The sequence below is a fragment of the Clostridium sp. TJA085 genome, from assembly GCF_058310235.1.
Window position 1 is genome coordinate 87,697 of the sequence record NZ_JBZEEZ010000005.1, and the last position, 15,746, is coordinate 103,442.

15 protein-coding genes are annotated in these 15,746 nt (G+C 27.9%); 3 read left to right on the forward strand and 12 right to left on the reverse strand.

The window, feature by feature from the left end; genetic code table 11:
* Positions 1 to 123: 123 nt before the first annotated feature.
* Positions 124 to 1,302: a class I SAM-dependent rRNA methyltransferase gene (locus tag AC4FQW_RS11790; protein WP_303127319.1), complete on the forward strand. Its 1,179-nt coding sequence runs from the start codon at positions 124 to 126 to the stop codon at positions 1,300 to 1,302.
* 199 nt (positions 1,303 to 1,501) lie between these two features.
* Positions 1,502 to 2,092 carry a rubrerythrin gene (gene rbr, locus AC4FQW_RS11795; protein ID WP_491149312.1) on the forward strand — a complete coding sequence of 197 codons (591 nt, stop codon included), beginning with the start codon at positions 1,502 to 1,504 and terminating at the stop codon, positions 2,090 to 2,092.
* 44 nt (positions 2,093 to 2,136) lie between these two features.
* On the opposite strand, the gene AC4FQW_RS11800 is transcribed toward rbr, so the two are convergent.
* The 4 genes from AC4FQW_RS11800 to AC4FQW_RS11815 form a co-directional block, all read right to left on the reverse strand.
* Positions 2,137 to 2,703, reverse strand: a complete 567-nt coding sequence (locus AC4FQW_RS11800) for a DUF1643 domain-containing protein (RefSeq protein ID WP_303127318.1) — start codon at positions 2,701 to 2,703, stop codon at positions 2,137 to 2,139.
* 42 nt (positions 2,704 to 2,745) lie between these two features.
* The gene (locus AC4FQW_RS11805; protein WP_491149231.1) at positions 2,746 to 3,459 is read right to left on the reverse strand and encodes a 2-phosphosulfolactate phosphatase family protein; all 714 of its coding nucleotides are present in this window, start codon (positions 3,457 to 3,459) and stop codon (positions 2,746 to 2,748) included.
* 69 nt (positions 3,460 to 3,528) lie between these two features.
* A complete protein-coding gene (mnmL, locus tag AC4FQW_RS11810; protein ID WP_491149314.1) occupies positions 3,529 to 4,458 on the reverse strand; it encodes a tRNA modification radical SAM protein MnmL/YtqA in 930 nt (309 codons plus the stop codon).
* Positions 4,459 to 4,540: 82 nt separating this feature from the next.
* Complete coding sequence (locus AC4FQW_RS11815) at positions 4,541 to 5,638, reverse strand: hypothetical protein (protein ID WP_303127314.1); 1,098 nt, start codon at positions 5,636 to 5,638, stop codon at positions 4,541 to 4,543.
* 142 nt (positions 5,639 to 5,780) lie between these two features.
* Between AC4FQW_RS11815 and AC4FQW_RS11820 the strand changes: the two genes are divergently transcribed.
* A complete protein-coding gene (locus tag AC4FQW_RS11820) occupies positions 5,781 to 6,845 on the forward strand; it encodes a YkvI family membrane protein (protein WP_303127312.1) in 1,065 nt (354 codons plus the stop codon).
* Between the two features lie 44 nt (positions 6,846 to 6,889).
* Here the strand turns inward: AC4FQW_RS11820 and AC4FQW_RS11825 are convergent, their stop codons facing one another.
* The 8 genes from AC4FQW_RS11825 to murI form a co-directional block, all read right to left on the reverse strand.
* Positions 6,890 to 8,122, reverse strand: coding sequence for a peptidoglycan-binding domain-containing protein (locus tag AC4FQW_RS11825; protein ID WP_491149234.1), 1,233 nt, complete (start codon positions 8,120 to 8,122; stop codon positions 6,890 to 6,892).
* Positions 8,123 to 8,182: 60 nt separating this feature from the next.
* On the reverse strand, positions 8,183 to 11,644 hold the full coding sequence (locus AC4FQW_RS11830; RefSeq protein WP_491149236.1) for a S8 family serine peptidase: 3,462 nt from the start codon (positions 11,642 to 11,644) through the stop codon (positions 8,183 to 8,185).
* Between the two features lie 96 nt (positions 11,645 to 11,740).
* A complete protein-coding gene (locus AC4FQW_RS11835) occupies positions 11,741 to 12,418 on the reverse strand; it encodes a helix-turn-helix domain-containing protein (protein WP_491149237.1) in 678 nt (225 codons plus the stop codon).
* Positions 12,419 to 12,424: 6 nt separating this feature from the next.
* A complete protein-coding gene (locus AC4FQW_RS11840; RefSeq protein ID WP_491149238.1) occupies positions 12,425 to 12,793 on the reverse strand; it encodes a DUF3783 domain-containing protein in 369 nt (122 codons plus the stop codon).
* 12 nt (positions 12,794 to 12,805) lie between these two features.
* Positions 12,806 to 13,330, reverse strand: coding sequence for a peptidylprolyl isomerase (locus AC4FQW_RS11845; protein WP_303127302.1), 525 nt, complete (start codon positions 13,328 to 13,330; stop codon positions 12,806 to 12,808).
* Between the two features lie 141 nt (positions 13,331 to 13,471).
* Positions 13,472 to 14,116, reverse strand: a complete 645-nt coding sequence (locus AC4FQW_RS11850) for a DedA family protein (protein ID WP_303127300.1) — start codon at positions 14,114 to 14,116, stop codon at positions 13,472 to 13,474.
* A gap of 197 nt (positions 14,117 to 14,313) precedes the next feature.
* A complete protein-coding gene (locus AC4FQW_RS11855) occupies positions 14,314 to 14,586 on the reverse strand; it encodes an STAS-like domain-containing protein (protein ID WP_303127298.1) in 273 nt (90 codons plus the stop codon).
* A 233-nt stretch (positions 14,587 to 14,819) separates the two neighbouring features.
* The gene (murI, locus tag AC4FQW_RS11860) at positions 14,820 to 15,593 is read right to left on the reverse strand and encodes a glutamate racemase (RefSeq protein ID WP_303127296.1); all 774 of its coding nucleotides are present in this window, start codon (positions 15,591 to 15,593) and stop codon (positions 14,820 to 14,822) included.
* Positions 15,594 to 15,746 lie beyond the last annotated feature (153 nt).

Consider the following 15,746-nt stretch of genomic DNA (forward strand, 5'->3'; position numbering starts at 1 on the left):
TTTTTTAAATCTTTTTTATACTATATTATCATTATGAGAAAAAAACAAGTGATTTTATTACATTATCTATAAAAAAGTTATGTTATAATCTTTAAAGAATTATTTTGAAGGGAGCTAATATAAATGGCTAGTAAATTCTATTTACATAAATTAAGCAAAAAGGCAAAAGCTGAGCAAGGTAGACCTTGGATATATACAGATGAAATAAAAGAATATGATGGAGAATATAAAAATGGAGATATTGTTGAAGTTTATAATCATAAACATTATTTCATAGGAAAAGGCTACATAAATGATGCAAGTAAAATTGCAATAAGAATAATGACAAGAGATTTAAATGAAGAAATAAACGAAGATTTTTTCAAAAAAAGATTTAAAGCCGCTTGGGATTATAGAAAAACTGTAATTGATACTTCTTCATGTAGATTTATATTTGGTGAAGCAGATTTTCTTCCTGGTCTTACTATAGATAAATTTGAAGATTATTACGTTATTCAAATTTCTACTTTAGGTATGGATAAATATAGAGACGTTATCGTTAAAATATTAATTGAAGAATATGGTGCTAAAGGAGTTTATGAAAGAAGTGACCTTAAAACTAGAGAGATTGAAGGACTTGAACAAACAAAAGGATTTTTAACAGAACCTTTTGATACAAATGTTCAAATTATTGAAAATGGAGTTAAATATATTGTTGATTTAGAAAACGGACAAAAAACAGGTTTCTTTTTAGATCAAAAAGAAAATAGAGCAGCAATACATAGAATTTGCAAGGGCAAGGATGTTTTAGACTGCTTTACTCATACTGGATCATTTGCCCTTAATGCTGGAATAGCCGGTGCTAAATCAGTTCTTGGTATAGATGTTTCACAACACGCTGTTGATTGTGCAACTAAAAATGCAGAGCTTAATAATCTTCAAGATACAGTAAAATTTGAATGTCATAATGCTTTTGATGTATTACCTTCATGGTCAAAAGAAGGTAAAAAATTTGATGTTGTAATACTTGATCCACCTGCATTTACTAAATCAAGAAATACTATAAATGGAGCAAAAAGAGGATATAAGGAGATAAATCTTAGAGGTCTTAAAATGGTTAAAGAAGGCGGTTATTTTGTAACTTGTTCATGTTCTCATTATATGTCTGAAGAACTTCTTAAAACTACCATAGCAGATGCAGCCCATGATGCTCACAGAACATTAAGACAAATAGAATTTAGAACTCAATCATCAGATCACCCAATACTTTGGAATTCAGATGAATCATATTACCTAAAATTTTTCGTATTCCAAGTTATTTAAATTTATATTAATGAATTAAAAGGCTGTACAAATTGTTAATATATTTTCTTTTAAATATTTAATTTGTTAAATTTAAACTTTAATTGTTAACCTCCCAAATATTGAATATAAATATAGATAGATATATAATAAAATTAATGATTAACGAATAATAATTATCCGACATAAATATTTGATTTAATCTTAGGAGGAGTTTATGATGAAAAGTTTAAAAGGTACTAAAACAGCTGAAAATTTAATGAAATCTTTTGCAGGAGAATGTCAAGCAAGAACAAGATATACTTATTTTGCTAGTGCTGCATTAAAAGAAGGATATCGTCAAATTTCAAATATATTTATGGAAACTGCTGAAAATGAAAAAGAACATGCTAAAAGATTCTATAAATTTTTAAAAGATGACTTCCAAGGTGAAGGAATTGAAATAAATGCAGCTTATCCAGTAGAATTACCTACTGATACTAAGACAAACTTAATATATGCAGCAGAAGGGGAACATGATGAAAATTCAAACCTTTATCCTACATTTGCTAAAATAGCTGATGAAGAAGGGTTCCCTGAAATTGCCATTGCATTTAGAATGATTGCTAAAGCTGAAATCGCTCATGAAATGAGATATAGAAAATTAGCTGCAAATATAGATCAAGGTATTGTATTTAAGAGAGAATCTAAAGATACATTATGGAAATGCGGAAATTGTGGCTTCATATTTGAAGGTGCTGAAGCTCCATTAAAATGTCCAGCTTGCTTACATCCACAAGAATTCTTTGAATTATTTGTTGAAAACTACTAAAATAAATATAAAAGCCATTAGAGAAATTTCCCTAATGGCTTTTTTTAATTAAAAAAGTTATTTAATTCATCATCAGAATCCCAAGCAAAACAATGTTTTGGATATCCAAGCTTAGTTGACTTTCCTACCTTTAAGAATAACTTTTTTATATTGCTATTTAGAAAGTCATCTCTTATTAATTCTAAAATATCTGTTATCCTTTCTCTGTAAACCTTTTTATCAATTTTTAAAGGCTCTCCCCAAGCTGCAATTATTACATCGCTATCAGAAATACATGTCCTTATTACTTCGTCATTTTTATTTATACTATCTAAGTATCCTTCTTTATTTAAATTATTTTCATATGAAGAAAATAAATTAACTATAGAAATACTTTTTATTCCCTTTTCAAAATAATCAAAATGCTTATCATTAATAAAGCTTATTATTCTTCTTAAAAATCTTATACAGATTCTTGAGTTTGCCTTTTTAGGATAACTTGATATTATAAGAATATTTGAACCACTATCTGATAATTCAACTTCTATTTTGTAACAATTTTCTTCTGAAGAGTCTTCAATTATATTTATATTTTTCTTTTTAAAAAATTTAGGAAAACTATCCCTACCCATGCCTTTCCCCTTATTTAATTACTTTGTAAATTAATACTTAATTTACTGTATAATATGACCATCTATATATTCTGGTACAATATCAGTAATATTTTTTTTCATAGCATATTCTACATCTTCAATTAATCCTAATTGTTTCATTACACCATAATGTCTTGCATCCTTTATAAAATTTTGAAAACTTTTATTATTTTCATAAATATAATTAGCTGTTTTTGCTACATCAGTTAAATATAAATTTTCATTTATACTCATCATTTCATTTATTATATAACCACCACATATAAAATCATCCATTGAAAATTCCCCATTTGTTCCTGCATTAATTATTGTAACATCTTCCCCAATTTCCATAAGTTTTCTAGCAACTGCACCTCCATTTATTACAGAAGCTACAAAAATTCTTTTTGCACTCTTACATTCAGTTAATGCTCTAGTTCCATTTGTCGTTGTTATTATAACTGTTTTATCTTTAACAACATCTTCTGTATATTCTAATGGAGAATTAGACAAATCAAATCCTTCTATTTTCATAGCTCGTCTTTCTCCACCTAAAACAAACTCATCTCTATTAAATTTTTTTCCTTCCTTTAACGCATCATCAACTGTAAGGCATGGTATAACTTCTCTACATCCATTCATAAATGCTGTAGTTATTACAGTAGTTGCTCTTAACATATCAATAACAATTACCACCTTATCTTTAACCTTACTTTCGTCTATATTATCTGCTGAAATAATAACATCTATATTCATATTTATTTCCATCCTCACTTTTATTTTAACAATGCAAAAAAGCCCTTTGGGCTTTCTTGCTATTTTTTATTACTTTTCAAAATCTTTACCTTGATATATTTCATTATCAACTAATGCTTTATCTATGGCATTTAAAACTTCCCACTTCTTAAGACTCCACATTGGTCCTATTAAAAGATCCCTTGGGGCATCTCCTGTAAGTCTATGTACAACCATTTCTTCTGGAATCATAGATATTCCTTTACATATTAAATCTATATAATCATCTTGTGATAAAAATTCTAATTCTCCTCTTTCATATAACTTCACCATAGGAGTATTTTTCATTAAATGTAACAAGTGAAATTTTATTCCCTTAGATCCAGTTTTACTTATGTATTTAACCGTATTTAACATATCATCTTTAGTTTCTCCTGGAAGTCCAAATATACAATGAGTTACAAAATCAATATTTCTTTTCTTTAATCTATAAATTGCATCTTCATATATATCTAACTTATATCCTCTATTTATTTTTCTTGCAGTTTCATCTGAAACTGTTTGAAGACCAAGTTCTACCCAAACATATACATCCTTATTTATTTCTTCTAAAAGATCTAAAACATCTTCGCCTAAGCAATCAGGTCTAGTGGCAATAGCAAGAGCAACAACTCCTTCTTGCTTTATTGCTTCCTTATACTTTTCTCTTAATTCATCAACTGGAGCATACGTGTTAGTAAAAGCCTGAAAATAAGCTATATATTTTCCTTCTTTCCACTTTTTATTCATCATTTCTTTTATATCACAAAATTGTTTTCCTATTGATAACACTCTATTTCCAGCATAATCGCCTGAACCACTTTCACTACAAAAAAGACATCCACCTTTACTTATAGTTCCATCTCTATTGGGACAAGAAAAACCTCCATCTAATGATATTTTAAATACTTTTTCATTAAATTTATTTCTTAAAAAATAATTTAAGCTATGATACCTCTTACCATTCCATTCTTTCACAATGATTTCCTCCAAATTGTTTATATCCTTTATAAATATAATATCATATGTGAAAATTTATTTCTCAATGGTTTTATTTAATATTCTATATTTTATTCATCTCTTCTTTAACAAGATCTATAGTATACTTTCCTAATATTTCTTGAGATATATTATTTTTATCTCCAACAGGTATAACATTTATTATAAGTTCTGTTTTTGTTGCCATTTCATAAATTATACTATACTTATCCATTGGAAATAACTTTTCAAATTCTATTGATAACAATCTTCCATCAGGATTTTTATAAATTTTTAATCCAGTTCCTTTTTGGCCCTTTTTAGTATATTGAACTAATAAATCTCCATCACCTTCAGTAAAAATAATATCTTCTATTTTACTATCTCTTAAAATATCATAACATATTATTTTTTGAGCTGTTGGTTTCTCAAATATCTCTTTTAATGTTTTATCATCAACGCCCTGAGAATTTGTACCTGAATCCTGAGCTATACTCTCGCCAATACTAGCCATTGATGGCTTTTCCTGTTCAACTGTAGCAATGCCTATTAAACTATCCTTTTCATCAGTTGTAGCAAATCCTATTTTTCCACCAATATAACTAATACCTAAAGAAGAAAATTTATTCCTTGGTATTTTTTCTTTTTTTATAGGTGGTGTAATATCTTTAGGATAAATATTTGTTGGTAAATCATTTAATCTAAAAATTAATTCATCACTTCCAGCTCCATTTATAACTGATCTTAAATTATCCTTATCAACATATACCTCTTTTATATTCTCACTCTTAACATCTGATACTTTATATTCTCCATCTTCCTTTGCAACTTGTAATGTAACTGTATCTAAACTTGCATTTAATGTATTTTTACTATTTCTTGCACAAATATATTCAATATATGCACTACCTCCAGTTTCCACTAAATTACCTACTAAAAAAGAAAGTATAGGCATATCAGATAAATCTTTAACTTTATTTTGTGATGCAAGACTTGAAGTTGACATAGAATTAGCACCTTCAATATCATTTCTTTTAAGACATTCTAAATATCTTGTTGCAACCTTTTTAGACAATTGAACATTAAATTGGTTTTCTGAATCCTTTTGACTAATATTTTTATTACATCCTACTATACATAAGATTAAAATCATAAAAATAGCTAAAACTCTTTTTTTATTCAAAATGAAGTTACCTCCTTATATTCATATATTTATAATTAGTTTTCCTTAGAAAATATACCTTATTCACTTATAAATAGAATAAATCTTAAGTTTAGCTTGTATATTTGTTATTAAGAATAATTTTATTTAAGGAGGTAACACTTTGAAAAAAGAGTTAATTAAAATATTTCAAGTTGCAGTTGTTTTTATTGGTACAGTTGTTGGTGCTGGACTTGCTTCTGGAAAAGAAATAACTCAATTTTTCACTTCATTTGGTGTAATGAGTTTTATATCAATAATAATTTGTGGAATATTTTATATTGCCATGGGAACTATAATTTCAAAAATTGGTATGAAATACAAACTAAAATCTTATGGAGATGTAATACATAAGATAAGTCCAAACTTTTTTGGAAAAATTACTGGTGGAATAACAACTATTTACTTAATATCGAGCGCATCTATAATTCTTGCTGGAAGTGGTGCTCTTATTAATCAGTTTTTTGGTCTTCCAAAAATAGTTGGAACATTAATTATGATGGGTATAGCTATTTTTTTCCTATTTAGAGGAACTAATGGACTAATTGAAGTAAATTCTTTTATTGTTCCAACTCTTATATTTACAATAACTACAATAACGATACTTTATTTTATCCTATGTAGAGATCTTATAACTTTTGATAATATATTATCTTTTGAGGCTCCAAAAGATAAAGGATTAGTATTATCAACAATTTTATATGCAGGATATAATATTTTATGCTGTAGTGGTGTTCTTGTTCCTTTAAGTACTAGAATCAAAAATACCAAAACTATGACATTAGGAGTTGTTTCTGGTGCTTTAGGCTTAACAATTCTTTGTCTCATGATAAATTTACTTCTAACTATAAATCAACCTTATATTTATCAATATGAAATTCCATTATTATTTGTATCCCAACGCTTTAGCTATATATTGCAAGCATTATTACTTATGGTTATATTATTGGAAATGTTCTCGACTGAAGTATCTGATGTTTATTCAATAAGCAAAACATTAGAAGAAATATTTAAAATGAATTTTAAAAAGTCTGTTATCTTAGTAATTTTTATAGCATTCCCAATATCTCTTTTAGGATTTGGAAATTTAATTTCTACACTTTATCCATTGTTCGGATTTTTAAGTCTTATATTTGTATTTCAATGTGTTAAGTTTTATTTAAAAAATAGAACTTATTTAAATAGCTAAAAAATAAGCACTAGAATCTATACTAGTGCTTATTTTTTTAATTATTATTTTAATTCCGCTATTCTTGTTACTCCTACATATATTTCAGATATTTTATACCAAGTTCTGTAATCAACAATACCTGTTTGTGGTAATCCAAATACACTTTGAAAAACCTTAACTTGATTTTGTGTCCTACTGCCATAAATTCCATCTTGAGCTACCTTTGGAATTAAAGGATAGTTTGTAGCTATCCTATTTAAATATTCTTGTGTTACTCTAACAGGCTCTCCTCTTGAACCTACAGTTAAATCATAACCTGGATAAGATTTAGGACTTCCTTTTACTATTTCTGCTGTTGTAAGTTCTATATTGTTTCCATAATAAAATTTTAAGATATCATAAGGTGTTCTTCCTTGATCACCTAATTCTTTACTTCCCCATTGAGTTAACCATCCAGGACAACTAACATTTTTTCCATCACAATACTGAGTTAAAAGCGGTTGTTTTCTTCCTATTCTTCTTACATATGTTGAGAATATCTCATCTACTATATTGCTAATATTATCATATATATTTCTTCCATAACTAAAAGCATGATCATAAGCAGTTGAATTTGTTATATCGAAGTTCTTACCTTTTGACCTGTACCACTCTGTGTAAATTCTGTTTAAAGTAAATGATATTATACAAAAAACATTAGCTCTTATAGTATTACTTGACCAAGTTGAATATATCTCACTTGATGCAACATTTTTTATATAATCTCTATATAATACTCTACGATTTACACCATATGAATTTGGTGTTCCTTCATGAACAATTATAAATTCTGGTACAACTGGCTTTGGAAGAACTACTCCACTTGATGGTGGTGGTAATTCCTTCTCTACATCCTCAGGTATCTTCCTTGGAAAATCTCCAACAAGTCTATTAGGTTGTACAACTATTACTTCTTGTCTACTTGCTCTACTTGTATTAATTTGATTTAAGTTACAAACTTGAAATGCAGTTTCTACAGGATATATTTGACATCCTCTTACTATAAATGTTTCAAATCCATTTCTCTCAACCTTTATATCACATAAACTATATGGTATTCCACCTGATGGAGATTGAGAATTTTCTAAAGGTGGTGTTTCAAGCTCTATAGTTTGAGTTTTTCCAGAAGAATCTGTTACTAATTCAACAATTTTTTCATTACCATCATTAGTTGTTATAGTTGCCTTACAACCATCTAACGGAATAAAGCTATCGCCATTAAAACATTGTAATCTTAATCGACCCTTTTCAGCCATTAATTACTCCTTAATATTACTTTATAAATAGATTATGCTTTAATGTTTATATTTGTGAAATTATTTATTAGGCTTTCTTACAAACATATCACCAACATAAAACTCACTATATCCTCTACTTCTTATATTATCAAATAATCCTTTCATGCTAATCATTCCATATCCCCACTGTCTATTAGGATAAGTATCTCCTTCTCTCTTTTCAGATCCTCTTATTATATAAGTTTTCATTTTCACAGAATACATAGCTGGATCATTTCCATCAATTATTCCCCATTGAAGAAGTAATGCGCAACAGCCTGCTAAAACAGCTCCTCCAATTGAAGACCCAGATGCAACCTTAGTCCCTCCACCAGGTACAAGTACAGTAGCATTTATTCCTCCACATGCAATATCTGGTTTAACTCTTCCATCTCTAGTATTTCCTCTTCCTGACTTTCCAACTGATGCATTATTATTTTGATTATAATAACCTGAAACTATAGCCATTTCTGCTGTTGAAGGTAACATAAGTGTAGTATATTGACTTGGATTTAAAAATTTAGTTTCTGGAGCTAATAATTCTCTTTGTGGTATCCATGCATTATATCCACCATTAACTAAATAATCTCCTATTAACCTAAATTGCCATATACCCTCTCTTAAATTTTCCATTTTTATTCTTATTAATTCATCTCCAGTTATTTCTTCTGGAATAAAATATTGTATAGACATTTTGGTTCCTTCAAAAACAAATCTAACTTCTTCAATTTGTCCAAGTCTTGCTGGTATTTTATCAATAAATTCTCCAGAAGGTGAAACTATTGATAAAGATATTTTATCAGGTTTATTACACCATATTTCCATATATAGCTCTTGTTGTCTTCTATCAACACTAAGTTCAATTGTTTTTATATCTCCAGTTGATTCTAATTTACCTGATGTATGAGTATCAGAATCTCCTTCATTTCCAGTGCAAGCAACCACCGCAAGTCCTCTCCTTTTTGAAGCATCTCCTATAAATCTTTCAAGTATAGATGTTCCATCATGAGAACCTACATTAGTCCCAGCTGGTATATATATTACAACAGGTACATTTAGTTGTCGTGCCTTATTTAATATAAATCTTATTCCAAGTATTAAATCAACATTTTCATATCTTCCAACACCACTATTAGTTACTCCAAAATTTCTAAGATAGGTTTCAGAAGCCTCTCTTAACTTTACAATTGTAAAATTACAATCTGGGGCTGCACCAATTATTTCTTCACTCTCTCTACCTCTTGCTCCAATTATTCCAGCAACCATAGTCCCATGCCCTATTTCATCCCTACTATTAACTATAGAATATGGATCTCCACCTGAAAGACCTGCATTTATTGCATCATTTATCTGATTTTCCGAAAACTCAACTCCATAATTAAAACTACTAGGTGCTTTTCCATCTTCTATAGATTGATCCCATAAATAAGATATTCTTGTTGTGTTATCTTCTCTCATAAATTCTTTATTCATATAATCTATACCACTATCTATTATTCCAACCATAACACCTCTTCCATTTAAAGAAAGGTATGGATTATCATGAAATAACGTAGCTCCAGATGCTTCAACTGGAGAAACATCATTTAAAGTATATACTGGAGATGCTTCTACATAAACAATTTCACTAGTTGTATCTACTATCCTCTTTAAATCACTTTCTAAAACATCTATTACCGCAAAATTTTCATCTAAAATAATTAAATTTACATCTGGATATTTTGATAATGCTGCTTCTAAATCTCCAACATACTCAACAATTTTTCTTATTCTCTTAATTTGTCTATTCTGTGCTGGAATATTTAAATCATTTCTTAATATTTCAAATGAATTAAATGCACAAATAGTTCCATAACCCCATAAAGAACTAGGATAAGTTATGCTAGGTCTATCTCTTTTAGCTCCCCTTACTAAATAATTTTTAAGTCTTTCCCCAAATAAAAATGTATCATTTCCATTAACTATTCCCCATTGCATAAGTAATGCAGCTATACCAGAAACATGTGGTGTAGCCATAGAAGTTCCACTTTTTGAATCAAATGTATTAAATGGTACTGGTGCTATAATTCCTTCACCTGGCGCTATTATATCCGGTTTTATAAATGATGTATTTCGAATTTTACCTCTTCCACTAAAAGGAGATATTGTATTAGTTAAATAATTATAACTTCCTACTGATATAACATTCTGAACTGTTGCTGGTATTCCTAATGTATTAAAAAGAGTTGGCTTTAAAAACTTTGTGTTAGTATTTAATCCTTCTCTAATAGGAAGCCATATATCATAATATCCCCTATACTCATTTACAACCTTTATTTTTATCTTCCATTCACCATTTATCAAATAAAATCCACCTGCTATAAAAGCTATAGTTATCTCCCCAACTAAATCAAATGGCTTGGGGCCAGATGCATATATTACTATTCTATCTCCATCTAAATAAATTTCATTAAGACCATTATTAATTAATATTTCTCCACTACTTTTACCAGTTGGATTTGTAATTTGAATAGATAGTTTAGGCAATATATCCTTATAAATAGCTAGCTCAACATAAGGTTCATCTTCTTCAACATTTATAGAAATCTCTTGCTCATCTCTAAGTTCTCCACCAACATGGTGTGCTGCATCTCCTTCATTTCCAGCCGCAACAACAACAGTTATTCTTTCTAAGTCACAAACTGTACTTATATATTTTTCTAATAATGAATTTCCATTATGAGCTCCATCATTTGTACTTAAACTTATATTAACAACTAATGGCATATTCAATTCTTTACTCTTATCAACTAAAAATTTAATTCCCCTGAGTATTTGAGTACTTAAAGCAAATCTACCTCTATTTGCCTTTACCATTATTATTGAACTTTTTGGAGCAACTCCATAATTATTTTGTGGAATATTCCCACCTGCGCAAGCTATTCCAGCAACATGTGTACCATGCTCTATTACATCTATTGATGGAACTATATTAGTTGGATACACACTATTTATAGCTTCATTTATTTGATTTTTATTATATACTTTACCATCTAAACTTAAATCATATATATATTCAATTCTTGTAGTTCCATCTTCATTTCTAAATGCTGGATGCATGTAATCTATTCCTGTATCTATAAATCCTATAACTACTCCAGTACCATCAACATCATAACTGCCTCTAACTCTTTGAACACATGCAGTTCTATTACTACTAGAATCTGATATATATAACTCTTTTGGTAATTCAATATATTGTATTGTTTTATATTGTTCTAATTGATATAACTTATCCACAGGTACAGTTACTATTCCATAACCATATCCCAAATTTTCATATTTCCCTCCTAAGTTATCCACAATTTGTGAAATATTATCCACATTATCCCCACTAATTATTATAACTTCAATTAAATTTTGTCCTTCAACAACTTTACCTTTGAAATTATTAATTCTATTAATTATATCTTTAGTTAATGATCTATATTTTCCTAGTGAATAATTTATATTATTTTCCAATATATATTTCACCTCAAAATTATTTATATAATTAGTATAATATGGACTTACTATGTTTTTTGATATAAAAAAAGTGCATCTATAATAGATGCACTTTTAAAGTTTTATTTCTATTCTATCTAATTTCGCTATTAACTTCATGTTTTTAAATTCAACAGTTTCAGTCATTAGTCCACTTCTATTACTCATTAATAAAGCTTTTGCATTATCTAATTTTTTTATTTCCCTAATTTTTGTTGAGCCTTTATAATGAACTAAATAAAAACCATTTTGACTAAACTCTGTAACTAAATGTCCAAATACCAAATCACCTTTTGCCATTCTAAATCCACTCATATCGTCATCTTGAATTTCAATATAGATAACTTTATCTTGAGGATATCCTTCAATTTTATTAGAGTGTATTGGTAATTCCTTATATCCTTTTGCATTATTTAAAGAATAATCATATATCGGAACATTTTTTAGAACAGATGAAAATGCATTTTCCCATACTGCATCAGACTTATTATCTTTTTTAAAACTTGGTTTTATATCTTTAGCAAGTTTCTTTTCATTCATTAAATCTTCATCTGTAACTACCATATTTACATCATTTAAATCTACATTTAAAACTTTAGCCGCTTTATTTATTAAACTCTCTTGAGCAATTCTACGACCAAGTTCTATTTCATTTATAAATTTCTCTGAAACACCAAGCTTTTTAGCTAATACTTTTTGAGGCATATTAACTTTAAGTCTAGCTTCTTTTATCTTATTCCCAACTCTACTCAAAACTTATTACACTCCTCTTTTGTTCTGACTCTTATACCATTCTCTTTCCTCTATAAGATGGCTTAATAAATATTTAAATGACCAGTTACGTGACATTGGAGTTACTACTGCAAGTACCCCGCCTTGAACAGAACTTCTTACTTTCTTCACCAAAACTTGAACTTCCTTATCTGAAAACCCACTAAATAATATAGCTTTCTCATCAGGTAATTCTGTTTCTTCAATAATTTCTTCAACTACTTTTCCTGAAGCTATTTCATGTATTTTTAATTCTACCATTTCTGGCTTTATTTCTATTATTTTAGCTAATGGTTTTAATGAATTTATTTCTTCTTCTGATAAGCCATGTACTAATAAAGCTTTACTTTTTACCATTTAGCTCACCTCTTAATCTTCTAATATTTGTGGTTCTTTAGCTTTATAATCCCCTAAATCTACTGTAACCTTCTTTATCTTTTGATCTTCTCTTGGTCTATCCATACGATCTCTTGGAGCTTTAACTATTTCATCAGCAACTTCAATTCCTTCAATTACTTTACCAAATGAAGCATATTGTCCATCTAAGTGTGGAGCATCAGCAACCATTATAAAGAATTGACTACCAGCTGAATCTGGGTGCATAGCTCTTGCCATTGATAAAACTCCTCTATGGTGTTTTAATTCATTTTTGAATCCGTTTCTTGTAAACTCTCCTTTAATTGAATATCCTGGGCCACCCATTCCTGTTCCTTCTGGACATCCTCCTTGAATCATGAATCCTGGAATTACTCTGTGAAATATTAACCCATCATAGAATCCCATATTTATTAAATGTATAAAATTATCAACTGTATTTTCTGCTACCTCTGGATATAATTCTGCTTTTATAACTTTCCCATTTTCCATTTCAATTGTAACTATTGGATTTTTCATAATAAATTCTCCTTTCAAAATTAAACTATTATCTATTATTATCCAAATACTTCATATAAATTCATATAAAAATAATAGATAATAAATATTATAAGGAAATTATATATCATTTAATCTTATTAAACAAATTATTGTTTAACCCTAATTATTGCTTGCTACTTTTCCTTTTATAGCGGTAATTATAATTGGTACAATTGAAATTATTACTATAAATATAAATATCATCGAAAAATTGCTTTTTATAAATGATATATTACCAAAAAAGTACCCAAGCATAGATACTATAAATACCCATACTATTCCACCAATTGCATTATAAGATATAAACTTTTTATATTTCATAGAACCAATTCCAGCAACAAATGGTGCAAAAGTACGAACAATCGGAATAAATCTTGCAAGTACTAAAGTTTTTCCACCATACTTATCATAATAAGAATTAGTTTTTTCTATATGCTCTTTCTTTATAAACTTAGAATCTCCTTTTAAAAGTAATTTGCTACCTAAGTATTTACCTATATTATAGTTTAAAGTATCACCTATTATTGCAGCAAATGATAACAAAATTAATAAAACTCCTAAATTTAATACTCCACTTGCCGCAAAGGCTGCTGATGCAAATATTAAAGAGTCACCTGGTAAAAATGGAGTAACAACTAACCCTGTTTCAATTAAAATTATAAAGAACAATATAGCATAAACCCATATACCATAGTTCATAATAAATATGTTTAAATATTTATCTAAATGAAGTATAAAGCTTATTATTTCACTTATAATACTCATTTTATCACTCCTAATAATATAATAAATTTTTATTTATTATTATAATTCAAACATGTTAATAATGAATTAATTTTAAATGATAACTTTATTAGTTTTTTCATTATAATTTTTTATAAAAAATAAGAAGTTACTATCTTTATTTAAAAAGACTATAACTTCTTATGATTATAAAAATTCATATTATTTTACTCCATTTATTAATTTAAAAATGTTGTTCCCATTACTACTCTTGAAAAATCATTATAGTTTGTTAAGTTCTTAACATTAATAGCGTTAAAAATTGTTTCTCTTCCATTTCTATTTATTAATTCACTAAAAAGACAAGTTAAGAATGTACTTGGTACTCTATCTAGTCCTTCAAAGTCTAAAACTACTTCTTCATTTAAATTATTTTTTATTTGTTCCCTTAGTACTATAGCATCTTCAACAGCAAAATTTTCTCCTAAAAACTCTCTAACATTTATAATCATATAAATCACCTCATAAATTAATTCTTATATATAAACACTTTAAATTTTATTTGTTTTTCAAATTTTCTGACAATTCATTTTACAATTATAATATACCAAGTTCATTTTTATTTGTCAACTATTTAACAAACTTTTTCAAAAAATTTTTCTCTCTTAATTAATTATATGATTAAAAATTAAATATGTTTCATATTAATAAAAAATAATAGTACTAAATTTAGTACTATTATTTTTTAAGATTTCAATAATCTTTCACTCAATTTTATTATTTCATTATCTTCTAATGAATTATAGAAAGTTATACTTCCCCTTTCAGTTGAATCATTTATTAAATCCTTTAGACCCATCCTTCTTCTAAGTTCTCTAACTGTACCTTCCCCTCCATCTATTATAGGGACATCTTTCCCGACTATTTCTATTAAACGCTCTTTTATAAATGGATAATGTGTACAGCCAAGAACTATTGCAGCTATATCTTTATCTTTATAGTCTTTAAATTTATCTCTAAGATAATTTTTAAGTTCTAAACTATCTAAATCTCCACGTTCTACAAATTCCATTAATCCCCCACAAGGCATAGGAGTTATATTCGCCTCATTTTTATAGCCTTCTAAAAGTCTTTGGAATTTTCTATGTGTTAATGTAAATGGAGTTGCCATAATTATTATATCTCCATCTTTATGTAATTCAACTGCAGGTTTTACAGCTGGTTCTATTCCTACTATAGGTAAATCTTTATATACTCTCCTAAGTTCAGCAACAGCTGCGCTAGTTGCTGTATTACAAGCCACAGCTAAAGCCTTTATTCCTTTACTTAATAGAAATTCAACCGCATTAAAAGTTAAATCTCTAACCTCTTTCATATCCTTTGTTCCATATGGAGCATTTTTAGAATCTCCAAAATATATGTAATTTTCATTTGGCATAAGTTTTATAGCTTCTTTTAATACACTTAAACCTCCAACTCCTGAATCAAAAAATCCTATTGGCAATTGTTTTTTATCCAAAGCCTAATCACTCCACTCTTTATAAACTAATATACTTCATATTCTATAACTTTAATAAAAATAAATCTATATGTACATAAATATTTTTATTTTCATTTATTGACTATAAATATATCTTGTAGTAAAATTTTTCTAAGATTTTAATTCCGAACA

Coding starts and splice junctions, on each gene's coding strand:
- AC4FQW_RS11800 (WP_303127318.1), bottom strand. CDS start 2,703: ATGGGTAGGGATAGTTTTCCTAAATTTTTTAAAAAGAAAAATATAAAT.
- AC4FQW_RS11845 (WP_303127302.1), bottom strand. CDS start 13,330: ATGAAAAATCCAATAGTTACAATTGAAATGGAAAATGGGAAAGTTATA.
- AC4FQW_RS11790 (WP_303127319.1), top strand. CDS start 124: ATGGCTAGTAAATTCTATTTACATAAATTAAGCAAAAAGGCAAAAGCT.
- AC4FQW_RS11805 (WP_491149231.1), bottom strand. CDS start 3,459: ATGAATATAGATGTTATTATTTCAGCAGATAATATAGACGAAAGTAAG.
- AC4FQW_RS11850 (WP_303127300.1), bottom strand. CDS start 14,116: ATGAGTATTATAAGTGAAATAATAAGCTTTATACTTCATTTAGATAAA.
- AC4FQW_RS11840 (WP_491149238.1), bottom strand. CDS start 12,793: ATGGTAAAAAGTAAAGCTTTATTAGTACATGGCTTATCAGAAGAAGAA.
- AC4FQW_RS11825 (WP_491149234.1), bottom strand. CDS start 8,122: ATGGCTGAAAAGGGTCGATTAAGATTACAATGTTTTAATGGCGATAGC.
- AC4FQW_RS11855 (WP_303127298.1), bottom strand. CDS start 14,586: ATGATTATAAATGTTAGAGAGTTTTTAGGAGAAAATTTTGCTGTTGAA.
- rbr (WP_491149312.1), top strand. CDS start 1,502: ATGAAAAGTTTAAAAGGTACTAAAACAGCTGAAAATTTAATGAAATCT.